Here is an 18,311-nt window from a genome sequence, read left to right on the forward strand (position 1 = left end):
GGAGAGGTCCGATGAACAGACGCGAATTCACCAAGGCAATGCTGGCCTGCGGTGCAGCCATCCCGTTCGGCATCACGCGGGCGGCGGGCCAGACCCGCGGTGGGACGCTCAACACCATCATCCAGCCCGAGCCGCCGGTCCTGGTGACCGCGCTGAACCAGCAGCAGCCGACCCTGACGCTCGGCGGCAAGATTTACGAAGGCCTGCTGAAATACGGCGCCGATCTCAAGCCGATGCCGGGCATGGCGCAGTCCTGGGAGATCTCGCCCGACGGCCTGACCTATACGTTCAAGCTGTTTCCGGGCATCACCTTCCACGACGGCAAGCCGATGACCTCGGAGGACGTGGTCTTCAGCTGCATGAAGCTGCTGGTGGAGACGCATCCGCGCGCACGGCAAAATTTCGCCCGCGTGGCGTCGGCGGAGGCGCCCGATCCGCTCACCGTCGTGTTCAAACTGAAGCAGCCGTTCGCACCCTTCATCGGCTGCTTCGATTGCACGTCCGCCCCGATCGTGCCCAAGCACATCTATGACGGCACCGACTACCGCAAGAACCCGGAGAACGACAAGGCGATCGGCACCGGCCCCTTCAAGCTGAAAGAGTGGGTGCGCGGCTCGCATGTTCATCTCGTCCGCCACGACGGCTACTATCAGAAGGACCTGCCCTATCTCGACGAGATCGTCTATCGCGTGATTCCGGATGCTGCCTCGCGCGCGCTGGCGCTCGAGAACGGCACGGTGCAGCTCGTGCAATGGTCAGACGTCGAATTCTATGACGTGCAGCGCTTCAAGGCGCAGAAGAATCTCGAATTCACCACCAAGGGCTACGAGTATTTCGCGCCGCATCAGTGGCTCGAAATGAACAACCGCATCGCCCCGATGAACGACAAGCGGTTCCGGCAGGCGGTGATGCACCTGATCGATCGCGAGGCGTTCAGCAAGCGGGTCTATTTCGGCAATGCCAAGGTGGCGACCGGACCGATCTCGTCGAAGACGCGGTTCTACGATCCGAACGTGAAGCGCTACGAGTTTTCGGTCGACAAGGCCAAGGCCCTGCTCGACGACATGGGACTGAAGCCTGGCGCCAATGGCAAGCGCGCCGAGATCAAGTACATCGTGCCGCCCTATGGCGAGTCCTATCAGCGTGCCGGCGAATTCTTCCGCCAGAGTTTTGCGCGGGTCGGCATCGATCTCGTGCTTGTCGGCACCGACATGGCCGGGTGGGCCGAGAAGGTCGGCAACTGGGACTATGAGATGACCCAGAATCTGCTCTACCAGCTCGGCGATCCCGCGCTGGGCGTCGCTCGCACCTATATTTCGTCGAACATCAAGAAGGGCATCCTGTTCTCCAACACGCAAGGCTATTCGAATCCCGAAGTCGACAAACTGTTCGACGAGGCCGCGGTGACGCTCGATGAAGCCAGGCGCCAGGAGCTCTATAGCAAGGTGCAGCAGATCCTGGTCGAGGATGTGCCGGTGGCCTGGACGCTCGAGATCGAATATCCCATCATCTACGACAAGGCGTTCAAGAACATCGTGACGACGGGCATCGGCTCGCACGAAACCTTTGGGTCGGTCTACAAATCGTGACCCGGCTCGGCAGCGCCGCGACGATCGGACTTCAGGCGATCAGCCGCATCGCCCAACTCGTCGCCGTGATCCTCGCCATCGCGACGTTCAACTTCGTGCTGGTGCGCGCCGCGCCCGGCGATCCGGCTCAGGTCATGGCCGGGCAATCCGGCGCGTCCGATCCGAAGCTGCTCGACGATCTGCGCAAGGAATATGGCCTCGACAAGCCGTATTTCGTGCAGCTCGTGAGCCACCTCGGCCGCGTCGTCAGGCTCGATCTCGGCTATTCCTATCGCCAGCGCCGTCCGGTCGTCGATCTGATCCTCGAACGGCTTCCGGCGACGCTGTTGCTGACCGTCACGGCCTTTTGCCTCGCGCTCCTGATCGGCACCGCGCTCGGCGCGCTGGCCGGGCTCGCGGCCGGCAGCGTGCTCGACACGGTGTTCACCGTGCTCTCGCTCGTGCTCTACGCGACGCCGGTGTTCTGGCTCGGCCTGATGCTGGTGCTGGTGTTCTCGGTGACGCTCGGCTGGCTGCCGCCGTTCGGCTACGAGACCATCAACGTCCAGCTCTCGCCGGTCGAGCATGCGCTCGACATCATGAAACACATGATCATGCCGGTCACGTCGCTGGCGGCGATCTATCTGGCGATCTATGCGCGGCTGATGCGATCCTCGATCATCGAGGTCGCGCAGCAGGATTTCATCAAGACCGCGCGCGCCAAGGGCTTGTCCGGAACGCGCATCGTGGTCGGCCACATGCTGCGCAATGCGCTGGTGCCGGTCGTCACTGTTGCCGGCATGCAGGCCGGCGCGCTGGTCGGCGGCGCTGTGGTGATCGAGACGGTGTTTGCCTGGCCGGGCCTTGGTCGCCTGACTTTCGAGGCACTGCTGCAGCGCGACTATCCGGTCCTGCTCGGCATCTTCCTGATCCTCTCGATCGTCGTGATCGCGCTCAACCTGCTCACCGACCTGGTCTACCGGTTGATTGATCCCCGCATGACCACGGGAGCGGCGTGATGGACACGGTGCGCGCCTTCCTGCGTCATCCGAGCGGAATGATCGGCCTCGTCCTGCTGCTGGTCGTTGTTGTCGTCGCGGTCATCGCGCCGATCGCGTTTCCGGTCTCGCCCTGGGAGATGGTCGGCGCGCCGTTCACGCCGCCCGGCGAGGACGGATTATGGCTCGGCGGCGACACGCTCGGCCGCGACGTCGCCGCCGGCGTCGCCTATGGCGCACGCGTGTCGCTCCTGATCGGCATCGCCTCGGCGCTCGCGGCGATGGCGATCGGCGTCGTGATCGGCGCGATGTCCGGCTATTTCGGCGGCAAGGTCGATCTGGTGCTGATGCGGATGACGGAATTGTTCCAGACCATTCCGGCCTTCGTGCTGGCCATCCTGCTGGTCGCGACCTTCAATCCGTCGCTGCTGACGATCATCCTGACCATCGGCGCGGTGAGCTGGCCGCCGCTGGCGCGGCTCACGCGCGCCGAATTCCTCCGTCTGCGGCACCGCGAATTCGTCGAGGCCGCGCTGTGCCAGGGTGAACGCACCTGGCGCATCGTGCTCGGCCATATCCTGCCGAACGCGATCTCGCCGATCCTGGTGGTGACGTCGCTGACGGTGGCCACTGCGATCCTGCTGGAGAGCGCGCTGTCCTTCATGGGGCTCGGCGACCCCAATCTGATGTCGTGGGGCTTCATGATCGGCGCGGGCCGCACCGTGATCCGGAACGCGTGGTGGATGAGCGTGTTTCCCGGCCTTGCCATCCTCGTCACCGTGCTGGCGATCAACCTGTTCGGCGAGGGACTGTCGGATGTCCTCAACCCGCGCGTCTCGAGGCGCCGCTCATGAGCGAAGCCATGCAGTCCGGCGCGCCCGTTCTTGCCGTCGAGGGCCTCTCGATCGCGCTCCCCAAGGGGGGCGATCGGCCCTTCGCGGTCGAGAATGTGTCGTTTGAAATCAGGCCCAACGAGGTGGTTTGCCTGGTCGGCGAATCCGGCTCCGGCAAGTCGATGATCGCGCATGCGGTGCTGTCGCTGTTGCCGCGGGGTGTCGACATCGCGTCCGGCGCCGTGACGGTTGCAGGGCAGGATCCATCGAAGCTCGACGGCCGCGCTCTCCGCAAGCTGCGCGGCGGCAACGCCGCGATGATCTTTCAGGAGCCGTTGTCCTCGCTCAATCCCCTGAAGCGCGTCGGCAGACAGATCGAGGAGATGATCCTGGCGCACCAGCGGCCTGCGCCCTCGGTGACCGAACTCCGCGAGCGGGTGCTGACGCTGCTGACCCAGGTCGGGCTGCCGAATCCGCAGTTGCTCGAAAAGAGCTACCCGTTCGAGCTTTCCGGCGGCCAGCGTCAGCGCGTGATGATCGCGATGGCGATGGCCAACCGCCCCGCGCTCCTGATCGCGGACGAGCCGACCACCGCGCTCGATGTCACGACCCAGCGCCAGATCCTGCACCTGATCGACGATCTTCGGCGCGAGCGCGGCATGGGCGTGCTGCTGATCACCCATGATTTCGGCGTTGTCGCCGACGTTGCCGATCGCGTTGTGGTGCTGCGCCATGGCAAGGTGGTCGAGCAGGGCACGGCCAGCGAGGTGCTTCGCAATCCGCAGGCCGCCTACACCCGCGAATTGATCGACGCGGTGCCGAAGGCGCGCCTCGCCGGCATCCACGAGGCCATCGCGCGTCCCGAGCCGCTGCTGGAGGTCATCGGCCTGCAAAAGACCTTTCGGGTCAAGCGCGGCTGGTTGCAGCCGCCGCGCGAGGTGGTCGCCGCCGATGGCGTCTCGCTGACGCTGCACGAGGGCGAGACGCTCGCGGTGGTCGGCGAATCCGGCTCCGGCAAGTCGACGCTCGGGCGCATGATTATGCGGCTCACCGAACCTGACGCCGGCGCCATCCGCTTTGGCGGCGCGGATCTCCGGCAGCTGCGCGGCGAGGCGTTGCGCCAGGCGCGGCGCCAGCTCCAGATCGTGTTCCAGGATCCGTTTGCCAGTCTCGATCCACGCCAGAAGGTCGGCGATGCCATCGCGCGCGGTCCGATGGCCTATGGCACGTCGCGGGCCGAGGCGATGGCCCAGGCGAACAAGCTCCTGGTGCGGGTCGGCCTGTCGGAGACCGCCGCCGATCGCTACCCGCACGAATTCTCGGGCGGCCAGCGCCAGCGCATCTGCATCGCGCGGGCGCTGGCGCTGAAGCCGCGGGTTCTGATCGCCGACGAGGCGGTGTCGGCACTGGACGTCTCGGTGCAGGCTCAGGTGCTGGCGCTGCTCGCCGAGTTGCGCCGGGAGATGCGGCTTGCGATGATCTTCATCACGCACGATTTGCGGATCGCCGCCGAGATCGCCGACCGCGTCATCGTCCTGCAGAAGGGGCGTATCGTGGAGGAAGGCACCACCGCCGAAGTGTTCACCGCGCCGCGCCAGGCCTACACTCGCGATCTGCTCGACGCGATTCCCGGGCGCGATTTCTTCGACCAGCCGGGCTTTGCGGCCGCGGCCGATGCACGCCCCACAGCAAGGATCAATTCATGATCGACAGCCGTTCAGTCCCCCTTCCGGCCGGCGCGCGCGAGCGCATCGAGGCGGCTGTCGACGCCGCCTTCGAGCAGCAGATCGCGACCACGATCGCCTTCTCGTCGATTCCCAGCACGCGCGGCCAGGAAGGTCCGTGCCAGGACATGTTCGCGAAGCTGCTGCGCGAGCGTGGCTATGAGATCGACGACTGGGTGATCAATCAGGACGAACTGAAGACGCTGCCCGGCTACGGGCCGGTCGAGACCGATTTTTCCCGCGCGCGGACCGTCGTCGGCACCTATCGGCCGGCGCGCGAGGAGGGACGCTCGCTGATCCTTCAGGGGCATTGCGACGTGGTGCCGGTCGGGCCGCTCGACATGTGGGAGCGGCCCCCGTTCCAGCCGGTGGTCGAGGACGGCTGGCTCTATGGCCGCGGCACCGGCGACATGAAGTCGGGCACCATTGCCGCGCTCTACGCGCTCGATGCGGTGAAGGCCGCGGGCTTTGCGCCGAAGGGCCGCATCCATCTGCAATCCGTGATCGAGGAGGAGAGCACCGGTCTCGGCGCGCTCTCGACGTTGCAGCGAGGTTACCGTGCCGATGCCTGCCTGCTGCCGGAGCCGACCGAGGAACGGTTGATGCGCGCCCAGGTCGGCGTGATCTGGTTTCGCCTCAGGGTTCGCGGAATCCCGGTCCATGTCGCACGTGCCGGCACCGGCTCCAACGCCATCCGCGCCGCCTATCATCTGATCGGCCATCTCGACGCGCTCGAGGCGGAGTGGAACGAGCGTGCCAAGTCGCATCGCTACTTCGGCGCGGTGCATCACCCGCTCAACTTCAATCCCGGCATCATCAAGGGCGGCGACTGGGCCTCCAGCGTGCCGGCGTGGTGCGACGTCGATTGCCGGATCGGCATCCTGCCGGGATGGAAAATCGCCGACTGCCAGGCCGAGATCGTCGCGTGCGTGACCAAGGCCGCCAGGGCCCATCCGTTCCTCGCCAACAATCCGCCAGAGATCGTCTGGTCCGGCTTCCTGTCGCCGGGCTATGAAGCGACCGAGGTTCAGGAGAGCGAGGCGGTCCTCGGCTCGGTCTACGAGCATGTGTTCGGGCGCAAGCTGACTGATTTTCCCTCGACCGCGCTGACGGATGCACGCTTCTATGGCCTGGACTATGGTGTTCCCGCATTCTGCTTCGGCGCCAGGATGGAGAACGCGCACGGCTTCAATGAACGGGTCCAGCTCGATTCGCTGAAGAAGGTCACCAAGGCCTATGCCCTCTTCGTCGCGAGTTGGTGTGGCATCGACGCGGTATAGAGCATGATCCGGAAAAGTGCGAAGCGGTTTTCCGACAAGATCATGCTCAACGAATTGAGACAAACCAAACGGGAGGTTCGCTATGGGTGACCAGAATGCAGGCGGCAAGCCGCCGGTCAAATCGCAGGAGGATCTTCGTGCGCATTTCGGGCAATTGAGCCCGCTCGCCGAGAAAAAGGTGCTCTACCATCTCGACAAGTTCTGCCGCGACTTCATCGCGCTGTCGCCGTTCCTCGTCATTGCTTCCAGCGACGGCAAGGGTCATGCCGACGCCAGTCCGCGCGGCGATGCGCCGGGCTTCGTCTCCGTGCTCGACGACAAGACGCTGCTGATCCCGGATCGGCGCGGCAACAACCGAGTCGATACGTTCGGTAACATCATCGCGTCGCCCGGGATCGGGCTGATCTTCATGGTGCCCGGCATCAACGAAACGCTGCGCGTCAACGGGCGGGCCGAGATCTCGCAGGAGCCGGATCTGTTGACGCCGCTGACGGTGCAGAACGTCACGCCGATCATCGGGCTCAAGGTGCATGTCGACGAGACCTACTTCCACTGCGGCAAGGCGCTGATGCGCTCGAAGCTCTGGAATCCCGCCGCGCAGGTCGAGCGCCACAGCTTTCCGACGCTTGGCCGAATCATCGCCGAGCAGACCGCCGCGATCGAGGTCGAGGTCGCTGAGAAGGCGATGGAAGAGGCCTATCGCACGCGGCTCTATTAGTGCGCAACGAGGCTAAGGACGTGTACCTATAAGTCCATCCTCCCGAGCGGCGTCCGCATTACCGTCAGAAGCGGACAAAAGAGGCGTGCTTGGACATGTCAGCTAAGGGCCAAAAGCAGACCTCCGATGCCGGCGTCCACAACGCAATGAGCCAGAAGCGGACATTCTACGCAGCGGGTTATTCGGGCAACCCCGCTTTCCGAAGACCCTCAACAAACAGCGTTGAGTGTTTGGGAACCTGGGCGATCCACGCCGATATTGTAAAGGCCGGATCGACCTCAAGCACGCGCCCCGCCGCCTCGTGCGCCTCAGCGTCGCGTCCGAGATGGGCGAAGGCGGACGCAAGGCCGCGGTAAGCTGGCGTGAAGGAGGGGTTATGACGAAGGGCTTTCTTAAATAGTACGATCGCCTCGTCAAAGCGGCTAAGCCTCAAAAGGGCATTCCCAATGCCAAAAAAGGTCATGTGTAGCAGCGGGTCTACGGGGCTCATGCGAACGGCGCGTTCAAAGCTCCGTATCGCTTCCTCTGGAAGCCCCGCCAATATATAGACCCAGCCTCTGTTGTTCCAAGTGCGCCACGAGTTTGGGTTGAGCGCGACCGCCCGGTCAGCCATTTCGATCTCGGCTTCGCTATCGCCGACCATGCCCGCCAAGATTACTGCAATCCTCGACAGCGTGTCCGGATCACCATCATCGATGCTCAATGCCAAACGAGCAAGCCGAACTGCTTCCTTGCAATCGAACTGGGGATCGTTGGCATACCCTAGAGCGACGTTGCTCGCATGGCAGTCACCTGCCAAAGCCGCCGCAGAGCCGAACCCCGGGTCTAGCTCCAAAGCGCGATGAGCCAGCTTGATCGCCTCGGCTAAACTTTCGCGGGTCGTCAGGTGATACTGGTGGATGGCTCGGAGAAGAAAGTCATAGGCAGTGAGGTTCTCTGGTCGCCGCCGCGTCGCCATTGCAATCTCTGTTTGAAGCATCTTTGGCTGAATAGCCGAGACGACGGCGAGGGTAACTTCGTCCTGAAGAGAGAAGACATCGGTCAGGTCACGCTCAAACCTGTCCGCCCATAAATGCGCGCCAGTAACCGCATCGATCAACTGCCCCGTGATGCGAACTTTCCCCGACGCCTTCCGCACAGCTCCCCCGAGGACATACCGCACGCCGAGCCTTCGCCCCACTTCCTTGATATCGACTGCGCGGCCCTTGAAGGTGAAGCTCGAATTGCGCGAGATGACGAACAGCGATCTGAAGCGCGACAGAGCCGTGATGATTTCTTCCACCATGCCTTCGGCGAAGAATTCTTGCTCTGGATCGACGCTCATGTTCTCAAATTGCAGTACGGCGATGGAGGGTTTGTCGGGGAGCGCAAGGTCGGGTTGTTGAAGTTCTACCTGCTGGTGGTCGGTAACTGCTGCGTCCACCTGTTCCAGCTCTTCCCGGACTGCTCCGACGAAACGGAAGCCCTTGCGCGGCAGTGTTTTGATGAAGCGCTGTTCCTCGCCGGAATCGCCGAGCGCAATCCGGGCGGCATTCAGCCGGGTTGTCAGAGCCGCGTCAGATACGATGCGCCCATTCCAGATGGCTCTGATGAGGTCGTCTTTGCTGACAACTCGATCCCTGTTGCGGATTAGGTAATCGATCAGGTCAAAAACCTGGGGCGCGACGGAGACGACGTCTACCCCGCGATGCACCTCGCGCCGGTCGACGTCGAATGAATACTCCCCGAAAAGATAGCGCAAGCTCCCAATCCCTTTAGACGGACGGTCATCAGGTCCCTTGCAATAGTTGGAACGCGAAGAATAAGCTGCTGGTGGGAAAAATAAAAGCAACACATCAAGCGCGCCGGAGTCTGGCGGTCGACGGTCCCAGTTGGGCACGGCCAGTCGCGTCGGTACGCAAATGCCGACTTCTGATGTGGGTCAAAAGGCGATATCCCTGACCGTCAGGTCGCATGTCTGGTTCGCGCCTGAAAGTGTGCTTCCCAGTTCATGAGTACGCGCCCCTAGGTCGAATAGCGACCGCAACGGCGCTGCGCTCCCTCGCTCCGTTCCTACGGGAGCGAGACAAGCGATGCTTGCCCTTAGAGGGTTAGGGTGAGGAGCCGCCTCCGCGCATATGGTGATAGCCGGAGTATGCGGAGATTCCCCGCACCCGGGCCATTGCGAGCGATGCCTGCACGATTTCTGAATTTTGGAAAAATACCCCTGATTTGCCCGACGTGTCAAGTCGCCGTGTCGAATGCCGGCCGCCGTCGGCTCCTTTGCATGGGGTTGTTTTCGATATTTTTGGAGTACGTCATCTCGTACGGGTCGCGCCGCCGACGCTGTGCGAGCTCAGCTCATTCCGCTGCGGGCGAGATCATGTTCGGCGGGCCGGGCGGCCGCTTGGTGTCGTCGGACTGGTGCTCGTTCGGGGTCAGCTCGTGGTCGGCATGCGAGACCACGAGCCGTTTGCCGAAGCGCCAGATTAGGCCGCCGATGTCGTCCATCACCATGAACATCGCCGGCACGAACACCAGCGACAGCGCGGTCGAGAAGATCAGGCCGCCGATCACCGCGAGCGCCATCGGCGAGCGGAATTCGCCCCCGGCGCCGAACGCGAGCGCTGACGGCGTCATGCCGGCGGCCATCGCGATGGTGGTCATCACGATCGGGCGGGCGCGCTTCATGCCGGCGTCGATCATGGCTTCCTCGCGCGCCTTGCCGTCGCGGATCGCCTCCACCGCGAACTCCACCAGCATGATGGCGTTCTTGGTGACGATGCCCATCAGCATCAGGATGCCGATCCACACCGGCGTGGTGAGCTGCTTGCCGGTCAGCAGCAGCGCGCCGATCGCGCCGCCGATCGAAAGCGGCAGCGAGAACAGGATGGTGATCGGCTGCAGGAAGGTGCCGAACAGCAGCACCAGCACAGCATAGACCATCATCAGGCCGGCGGTGATCGCGGTGGCGAAGCCGTCGGACAGCTCGGCGAGGCTCTCGGCGTCGCCGGACGGGCTGACCCTCACGCCCTTCGGCAGGGTCTTCATGACCGGCAGGTCGTAGATCAGCTTGGTGGCGTCGCCGAGCGCGGCGTTGCCGACGAGGTCGGCCGCGACGGTGGCCTGCCGCTCGCGATCGTAGCGGTTGATGCTGGTCGGGCCCTGGTCGAGCTGGATGTCGGCGACGACGGAGAGCGGCACGCCGCCGCGCTCGCCACGCTGGCCGAGCGGCACCCGCAGCTGCTCAAGCATCTGCAGGTCGCTGCGCGCATTGTCCTCGAGCTGGACGCGGATCGGCACCTGGCGGTCGCCGGCGTCGAACTTCGCCAGCGCTGGACCGACGTCGCCGATGGTGGCGACGCGGATGGTCTGCGACAGGCTCTCGGTCGAGACGCCGAGCCGGGCCGCGAGCTCGGCGCGCGGGCGGATGCGCAGCTCGGGCCGGTCGAGCGCGGTCTCCGAGATCACGTTGGCGATGATCGGAATCCGCTTCATCTGCGTCGCGAGCTCGCTGGCGACGTTGTTGACGATGTTGCTGTCGGTGCCGGTGACGACCAGCGAGATCGCGCGCAGGCCGTTCTCGTCGAGGAACCAGAACCTGATATCCGGGACGTTATCGAGCTCCTTGCCGATCGACAGCTCGAGCTCACGCTGGGTGATCTTGCGGTCGGCCTTCGGCGTGTAGTTGATGATCAGCGCGGCGCGGCGGACTTCCTGGAGGCCCGGCGGCACCCGGCCGCCGTCGACGAACACGCTTCGTACCTCGGGCCGCTTGCGCAGCCGCGCCACGATCTCCTCGGTGACTTTCTCTGTGTAGGCGAGCTGCGAGCCGGGCGGCAGCTCCATCGCGAGTAGCGAGCGCGCGGTGTCCTGCGCCGGCAGGAAGCCCTGCGGCAGCAGCGTGATGCTCCAGATCGACGCGGCGAAGATCGCAAAGCCGATCAGCACGGTGATGAAATAGTGCTTCACCGACCAGGTGACGAGGCTGTGATAGCCGCGCAGGATCGGGCCGGGCGGTGGATCGTCGTGGTCATGATGCTTGAGGAAGTAGGCGGCCAGCATCGGCGTCACGAAGCGCGCGGCGAGCAGCGAGAAGAACACCTGCACCGACACGGTGATGCCGAACTGCTTGAAGAACTGCCCGGCAATGCCGGACATGAAGCTCGCCGGCGCGAAGATCGCGATGATCGTGAGTGAGATCGCGATCACCGCAAGGCCGATCTCGTCGGCGGCTTCGAGGGCGGCACGATAGGGCGTCTTGCCCATCCGCATGTGGCGGACGATGTTCTCGATCTCGACGATGGCATCGTCGACCAGGATGCCGGTCGAGAGCGTGATGGCGAGGAAGGAGACGAGGTTGAGCGAGAAGCCGAGCAGGTCCATCGCCCAGAATGCCGGGAAGATGGACAGCGGCAGCGAGACCGCCGCGATGATCGTGGCGCGCATGTCGCGCAGGAACAGCAGCACGATGATCACGGCGAGGATCGCGCCCTCGAACAAGGTCGAGATCGCGGCCTCGTAATTGCCTTTGGTGAACTCGACCGAGGTGTCGATCAGCTTGAGCTCGACGTCGGGATAGGCCACCTTCAGCGTGTCGATCCGCTTCTGTACCGCGGCCGCGACGACGACGTCGCTGGCGCCCTTGGAGCGCTTGATGCCGAGCGCGACCACCGGCTCGCCGTTGAAGCGGGCGAAGGTGCGCCGGTCGGCGATGGTGTCGGTGACGGTGCCGAGATCGTCGAGCCGGATCTCGCCGCCGCCGAACAGCGGGATCATGGTGCCGGCGAGCTCGTTCAGCGTCTTGGCGCCGGCCAGCGTCCGGATCGCCTGGTCGTTCTTGCCGATCTCGGCGCGGCCGCCCGCGACGTCGACATTGGTGCCGCGCAGGATCTGGCTGACATTGACCGCGGTGAGTCCCACCGCCTGCAGCTTGTCGGGATCGAGCGAGACCAGGATCTCGCGCTCGACACCGCCGATGCGCTCGACCTGGGCGACGCCGCGCACGCCCTGCAGGGCGCGCTTGACCACGTCGTCGACGAAATAGGACAGCTGCTCCGGCGTCTTGCCGGGCGAGATCGCGGCATAGGTCACGATCGGCAGGCCGATCACGTCGACGCGCTGGATCAGGGGCTCGGTGACGTTCTGCGGCAGGTTGGCGCGCACGCGCGTCACCGCGTCCTTGACGTCGTTGAGCGCGCGGTCGGTGTTGGTCTCCAGCGCGAACTGGATCGTGGTTACCGACAGGCCGTCGGTGATCGAGGAGGAGATGTGGCGCACGCCCTCGACGCCGGAGACGCCGTCTTCGATGGTCTTGGTGACCTGCGATTCAAGTTCCGACGGCGCGGCGCCGAATTGCGAGACCGCGACCGAGATCACCGGAATGTCGGCGCTCGGCAGCCGTGTCACCGCGAGCTTGGTGAAGGAGACCCAGCCCAGCACGAGCAGGATGATCGAGAAGACGATCGAGGGAAGCGGGTTCCGGATCGACCATGCCGAGATGTTCAAAGCCATTAGCGTGCCCGAATTACCGTGATCGCGTGCGATCGAGTTCGTCGGCGAACATGGTCTTGATCTGGTCGCCGTCATGCAGCGAGGTGCCAGCATCGGCCACGACGATTTCGCCGACGTCGAGGCCTTCAAGGATTTCGGTCGAGGTGTCGGAGGTCAGCCCGACGCGCACCCTGCGGGTCTCGACGGTGTTGCCTTTCACGACCTGCAGGGTCAGGCGGTCGATCGCGGTGCGCGGCACCGCGACGCCGCAGGAGCGCTTGGCGTCGATATTGGCGCGCGCGAACATGCCGACCTTCAGCGTCGGATTGTTGTTGATGGTGATGCGGACATGCCCGAGCTGGGTGGTGCGGTCGATCTGCGGCGAGATCTGGCGGACCTTGCCGACCATGTCGGGCGCATCGTCGCGGCTGATCCGCACATTGGCGCCGGGATTGAGTTTCAGCAGCTGGAAGCCCGGCACCTCGGCGTCGAGCTCGATCTCGTTGTTGATCGAGATCTTGAACATCGGGGGAGCCTGCGGCGAAGCCGGCGCACCGGGCGCGGTGCGCACCTCGGTGACGAGGCCGGCGGCCGGCGCCCGCAGCACAAGCGGCTTGGCATTGGCCTGTGCGGCCTGCTGCGGCGGCGGGGTCAGCCGCGCCAGTTCCTGGTTCTCGGTCACGGTATCGCCCTCGCGGACCAGCACGTCGGTGACCTTGGAGCCGTCCTGGTCGACATTCACCTGCGCCTCGCGGCGCGGCACGATGAAGCCGGTGACGCGGACCATGTCGGAGAAGCAGGCATTGGTCGACTTCGTCACCACGACCAGTGCCTGGCCCGGCGTCTCCTTCTCCTCCGGATGCGAGCGGTGCTCGAACGCGTAATAGGCGATCGCGAGGGCGAGGAAAAACACCGTGCCGAGCGCAGGCTTGAGGTATTGGGAAAAATTCATCGCCTGATCAATCCAGAGCTTGGCGCGTCATCGGTGTTGGTCGAAGTCTCATCACGCTCGCTATCGTATTGCCTGGGCATTCGGAAGGCCGGTGCCATTGTTCCGGATCATGCCCTGACGTCATGTGAGGCGGGTCACCTGTGGGCCGCTTTGGGGCTCGGCCCAACAGCATTGGCCCTAAAGCAAATGCGCCCCGCCGGGGTGCAGGACGCATTGTAGCCTCAAAAAGGGGCCACGCCACCGCCCATCACTTGGCGGCGGTGGCCTTGTTTTCCACGTTCACGACCTGCACGCGCCGGTTCACCTCCGCCATCGGGTGGCTCGGGTCCTTCAACTTGCTCTTGCCATAGCCGACGGTGACGAGATCGGTGCCGTTGATGCCGTATTTGTCGACGAGATAGCGCTTGATGGCGTCGGCGCGGCGTTCCGAGAGGCCCTGATTGTAGTCCTCGCCGCCGGCGGCGTCGGTGTGGCCGGCGACCACGAAGGTCGAGCCTTTCAGGTCCTGATTGGTCAAGGCGCGGCCGAGCGCCTGCACCGACGGCAGCGACTTCGCGCTGATGTCAGCGGAGTTGTAGTCGAAGTTGATCTCGAGATCGATCCTGGGCTTGTCCTGGACGATGGTCGCGATTTCCTCGCGCTCGGTCGAGGACAGCGAGCGGGTGGCGCGGCCGCGGACACTCTGCACGAATTTGGCCTGGTCGGCGTTTAGCTCCGGCGAGGTGGTCTGCGGGCCGGCCGAAAGGCCGCGGGTCAGCGGCTTCTTGTCGGGCGTCAGCGCTCTGATGATCTGGTCCTCGGTGACATCGTCACCGGCGCGGGCGGCCGCCAGGCAAAACGACAGCGCGGCGCCAACGGTCATGATTGAAACGATCGCGGCCTTTGCCGACGGCTTGAACATTGCGGTCCCTCCTGCGCAAGCTGGCGCGGTTCCAACGACTATCCAGATTGATTGCCGGCATCGCTGCCCGGCTCGCACCCTCTGATTAGTCGCTCAATTCCGTCAGCGGTTCGAGCCGCGGGCAGGTCCTGGTCTATTTGCCTTGGTTGATTTGTCACTGCACGCCGTAGTCGGCGAATTCCTTGACGATGTTCGGGTCCATCGCCTTGGCGTTGGCGATATCGAGATCGCCCTCTGCGACAGCGCCGTTGCGCTGTTTGGCGAGCCCGCGCCCGTACAGCGACGAGGTCAACCGCGGGTTGATCTTCAGCGCGGCGTCGAAATCGGCGATCGCGTTCTTGTTCTGCCCGCCCTTCAGGTTCATCAGCCCGCGGCTGTCGAGCGCATCGACGAAGTTCGGGCGCAGCCGCAGCGCCTCGTTGCAGTCCTTCAGCGCCGCCTGCAGGTCGCCGATCACGGTGCGGACCCAGCAGCGGTTGTTATAGGCCTCGACATCCTTCGGGTTCAGCCGCAGCGAATTGGTGAAGTCCTTCACCGCGAGGTCGTAGGCCCCCTTGCTGGCATAGACCTGGCCGCGGCGATACAGCGCCGCTGCGTCATCGGGATTCTTGTCCAGCTTTTCGCTCAGGCTCTTGATCGTCGGATCATCGGCGAGCACAGGCGAATTGCTCGGCGCCGGCGTGGGCTGGATCACCACTGGCGGCGGAGCCGCGGGCGGTGGCAGGGCGATCTCGGGCGCCTTGGGCTGGGGTGACGGTGCGGTCGGCGCTGCCGCGACCGGAGGCTTCGGCGGCGCCGGTGATGGTGTCGGCGCTGTTGCCGCTGGTGGCGTCGGGGTTGCCGCAGGCGGTGTCGGCGTTGCTGCGGGCGGAGCCGGCGGAGGTGCGACCGGCGGTGCCGCTGCCACCTCGGGTGACGGCGACGCGGCGGGTGCCGGCGCGGCGTTCGACGGCCCGCCCGTGCCGGCCGGAATGAACGAGAAATCCTCGGCCAGTGACGACGAGATCCACGGCACCTGTTCCTGCCGCGAGGCGCGGGTGACGCCGACGCGGGTGCGGTTCAGCGTTTCCTCGGCCATCAGGTCGGGGGTGCGGATCTCTTTCAGGAGTTCCCGCACGAACAGGCTGTGGTCGTTGCCATTGTCGGAGACGACGGACGACAGCGCGGCCGAATACATCACCAATGTACCGTTCGGGGCGATCACCGGGGCCAGCCCTGCCGAAAAGCTGCGGAAGCGCCGCTCGAACGGGTTGCGCCGCGAGGCGTCGATCAAGGCGATCTTCACCCCGGCGCCACGGCTGTTGATTTCCCCGAGCACGGTCTCGAGGCTGAAGCCGTCGCGGCGCACGTCGGCCTCGGCCCAGATCTGCGCATCGATCGGGATCATGTAGCTCTGCCGGTTCGACTGGATACCGTAACCGGAGAAGAAGATCAGGGCGACCGAGCCCGGCTTGATCTTGCCGTAGAGCCGGTCGAAGGCGCGGCGCATGCCGTCGCCGGTCAGGTTCTCCCCGACCTCGACGGTGAAGCCGTCGCGCTTGAGCTCGTCGGCGACGTCACGGGCGTCATTGACCGGCTCCTTCAGCGGTGCGTCGGCGTCGGGATATTTGGCGTTGCCGATGACCAGCGCGAAACGGTCGCCGGCGGCAAAGGACAAAGCGGGCGCCGCGATTGAAAAAATCAGCGTGGCGAGCAAGGCAAGGCGGATTTTCATAATCGCAGCAAATCCAGATCGCGGCATTCCAGTGAAATGGCGCCGCTTCCAGCCTGCGCCTCGGGAACCTTACTCTAGCGAAAATCCATTATCAAACCACGGCCAAATCCCCGTCAACGGCTTGCGGCAGCATCGTTTATCGCGGTGATACCAGCCAGACCGCAGTGCAGCAGCATGCGGTCACGGCGGCCATCGCCATCACGGCACGGTGCTGGTTCCCACGAGCCGATCATCTGATCGCAGTCACTCTCGCCACCCTGTCATGCGCTCGTCGCACTCTGCGCGGTTTGACCTTTGCGCGAGGCGATGGCTTTGTGTTCGGGACGGCAGGCCATTCAAAAACAAGCCGTCAAAACAGGCCTTGCAAACAAGAGCGAAACCGATGGGAAACGCCTACGAGATCTACGCCCTGCGCTATGCGACGATGTCGCCGCGCACGCCCCACCTCAACTTCCTGGTGCCCGATCCGCACGATACCACCGCGCAGGACCTGGATTATTTCGTCTGGCTGATTCGGGGTCATGGCCGCGACATCCTGGTCGACACCGGATTCAACGCCGAGGAGGCCAAGGCGCGCGCTCGCAAGCTGACGCTCAACCCAGTCGATGCGCTGGCCGGCTTCGGCGTCAGCGCCGACAGCATCAAGGATGTCATCGTCACCCATCTGCACTACGACCACGCCGGCAATCTGGATCGCTTCCCGAACGCCAAATTCCATCTGCAGGAACGCGAAATGAGTTACGCGACCGGCCGCTGCATGTGCAACGGCATGCTGCGCCATCCGTTCTCCATTGAGCACGTCACGCAGATGGTGCGCCACGTCTATGGCGAGCGCGTCAACTTCCACTCCGGCGACGGCGGGATCGCACCCGGCGTCACCGTGCATCGCGTCGGCGGCCATTCCGACGGCCTGCAGGTGGTGCGCATCGAGACCGCGCGCGGCCCGGTCGTGCTGGCGTCGGACGCCGCGCATTATTATGCGAACCTGCACAAGCGCAGCCCGTTCCCGATCGTCTACAATGTCGGCGACATGGCGCAGGGCTGGGAGACCGTCGAGCGGCTCGCCGGTCATCCGGACCGCTTCATTCCCGGTCACGATCCGATCGTCAGCGAGATCTATCCGCGCGCCAGCGACAAGGTCGATGCGTTCGCACTGCATCTGGCGCCGTCGCGATCGTTCGCGAAATAGCCTCGCCGATCGGCGAGGCACGTCTGCAACACGTCAAGAAACGTCAAAGAAGAAGCTATATGACTGACACCAAGACGACTGACTACAAGACTCTCGGGTTCATCGGCCTCGGCGTGATGGGTGAGCCGATTTGCCGCAACCTGGTCAAGAAGAGCGGCAAACGCGTTGTCGCGTTCGACCTCTCGGCCGAACCGCTGCAGTGGTTGCGCGCCGACGGTGCCGAGGTTGCGGCGTCGGTCGCCGACGTCATCAAGCAGAGCGATGTGCTGTTCCTCTGCTTGCCGAGCGCCAGGCACGTGCGCGCGGTGTTCGAAGGCGACGGCATTTTGAAGAACGCGAGAAGCGGCCAGATCGTGGTCGATCTCGGCACGTCGTCAGTCAGCCAGACCCGCGATTTCGCCGCGCAGTTGCAGGCCAAGGGCGCGGCGTGGGCCGACGCGCCGATCGCGCGCACGCGGCAGGCGGCGCAGGACGGCACGCTCAGCGTGATGGTCGGCGCGGCGCCCGCGCTGTATGCCGCGATCGAGCCCTTGATCCGCTGCTTCGCCACCGATGTCACCAATTGCGGTGACGTCGGCGCCGGGCAGGTGACCAAGATCCTCAACAACATGGTGCTGTTCGAGACCGTGAATGCGCTGGCCGAGGCCGTCGCGGTGGCGAAGCACAATGGCGTCGATCCGAAGCTCTTGCTTGAGACACTGTCGAAGGGCTCGGCCGACAGCTTTGCGCTGCGCAACCACGGCATGAAAGCGATCGTGCCCGGTGTATTTCCCGAGCGCGCATTCTCGACCGAATATGCGCTGAAGGATCTGTCCTACGCGCTGGAGCTCGCTGCCGATGCGGGCATCAAGATCCGCGGCGCGGAGCTGATCGGCACGGTGCTGCAGGAAGCGATCGACAAGGGATCGAAGGACAATTATTTTCCGGTGATCGCCAAGCATATAGACAAGGCGTAGGGCACA

The 18,311-nt window shown here is 64.5% G+C and carries 13 protein-coding genes; 8 read left to right on the forward strand and 5 right to left on the reverse strand.

All coding sequences use genetic code 11. From position 1 onward, the window contains the following. The first annotated feature begins 11 nt into the window (after positions 1-11). The 6 genes from ACVWY5_RS40600 to ACVWY5_RS40625 all read left to right on the forward strand — a co-directional run bounded on the left by ACVWY5_RS40600 (position 12) and on the right by ACVWY5_RS40625 (position 7,121). On the forward strand, positions 12-1,589 hold the full coding sequence (locus tag ACVWY5_RS40600; protein ID WP_028335184.1) for an ABC transporter substrate-binding protein: 1,578 nt from the start codon (positions 12-14) through the stop codon (positions 1,587-1,589). Next, entirely contained in the window at positions 1,586-2,587 is a 1,002-nt protein-coding gene (locus ACVWY5_RS40605) for an ABC transporter permease (RefSeq protein WP_028335185.1), read from the forward strand. Before ACVWY5_RS40600 ends, ACVWY5_RS40605 begins: the two co-directional genes overlap by 4 nt. After that, positions 2,587-3,420: an ABC transporter permease gene (locus tag ACVWY5_RS40610; protein ID WP_028335186.1), complete on the forward strand. Its 834-nt coding sequence runs from the start codon at positions 2,587-2,589 to the stop codon at positions 3,418-3,420. Before ACVWY5_RS40605 ends, ACVWY5_RS40610 begins: the two co-directional genes overlap by 1 nt. Next, positions 3,417-5,105 (forward strand): ABC transporter ATP-binding protein, encoded by a 1,689-nt coding sequence (locus tag ACVWY5_RS40615; RefSeq protein WP_028335187.1) that lies wholly within the window; start codon positions 3,417-3,419, stop codon positions 5,103-5,105. Before ACVWY5_RS40610 ends, ACVWY5_RS40615 begins: the two co-directional genes overlap by 4 nt. Next, positions 5,102-6,403 carry an ArgE/DapE family deacylase gene (locus tag ACVWY5_RS40620; protein ID WP_051376206.1) on the forward strand — a complete coding sequence of 434 codons (1,302 nt, stop codon included), beginning with the start codon at positions 5,102-5,104 and terminating at the stop codon, positions 6,401-6,403. The genes ACVWY5_RS40615 and ACVWY5_RS40620 overlap by 4 nt, the downstream gene beginning before the upstream one ends. 82 nt (positions 6,404-6,485) lie before the next feature. Further along, entirely contained in the window at positions 6,486-7,121 is a 636-nt protein-coding gene (locus ACVWY5_RS40625; protein ID WP_028335189.1) for a pyridoxamine 5'-phosphate oxidase family protein, read from the forward strand. Positions 7,122-7,299: 178 nt separating this feature from the next. Here ACVWY5_RS40625 and ACVWY5_RS40630 read toward each other — a convergent pair whose 3' ends face one another. From ACVWY5_RS40630 to ACVWY5_RS40650, 5 genes are all read right to left on the reverse strand, one after another. Next, positions 7,300-8,862 carry a winged helix-turn-helix domain-containing tetratricopeptide repeat protein gene (locus ACVWY5_RS40630; RefSeq protein WP_028335190.1) on the reverse strand — a complete coding sequence of 521 codons (1,563 nt, stop codon included), beginning with the start codon at positions 8,860-8,862 and terminating at the stop codon, positions 7,300-7,302. 599 nt (positions 8,863-9,461) lie between these two features. Next, entirely contained in the window at positions 9,462-12,614 is a 3,153-nt protein-coding gene (locus ACVWY5_RS40635; RefSeq protein WP_028335191.1) for an efflux RND transporter permease subunit, read from the reverse strand. A 13-nt stretch (positions 12,615-12,627) separates the two neighbouring features. Further along, a complete protein-coding gene (locus ACVWY5_RS40640) occupies positions 12,628-13,545 on the reverse strand; it encodes an efflux RND transporter periplasmic adaptor subunit (protein ID WP_028335192.1) in 918 nt (305 codons plus the stop codon). A gap of 247 nt (positions 13,546-13,792) precedes the next feature. Beyond that, a complete protein-coding gene (locus ACVWY5_RS40645; protein WP_028335193.1) occupies positions 13,793-14,446 on the reverse strand; it encodes an OmpA family protein in 654 nt (217 codons plus the stop codon). Between the two features lie 154 nt (positions 14,447-14,600). Further along, positions 14,601-16,160 (reverse strand): caspase family protein, encoded by a 1,560-nt coding sequence (locus tag ACVWY5_RS40650; RefSeq protein ID WP_028335194.1) that lies wholly within the window; start codon positions 16,158-16,160, stop codon positions 14,601-14,603. Positions 16,161-16,542: 382 nt separating this feature from the next. Between ACVWY5_RS40650 and ACVWY5_RS40655 the strand changes: the two genes are divergently transcribed. Then, positions 16,543-17,349, forward strand: coding sequence for an N-acyl homoserine lactonase family protein (locus ACVWY5_RS40655; protein ID WP_028335195.1), 807 nt, complete (start codon positions 16,543-16,545; stop codon positions 17,347-17,349). A gap of 23 nt (positions 17,350-17,372) precedes the next feature. Beyond that, positions 17,373-18,305 (forward strand): NAD(P)-dependent oxidoreductase, encoded by a 933-nt coding sequence (locus ACVWY5_RS40660; RefSeq protein ID WP_456671790.1) that lies wholly within the window; start codon positions 17,373-17,375, stop codon positions 18,303-18,305. The last annotated feature ends 6 nt before the right edge of the window (positions 18,306-18,311 follow it).

Source organism: Bradyrhizobium sp. USDA 3256, assembly GCF_054058275.1.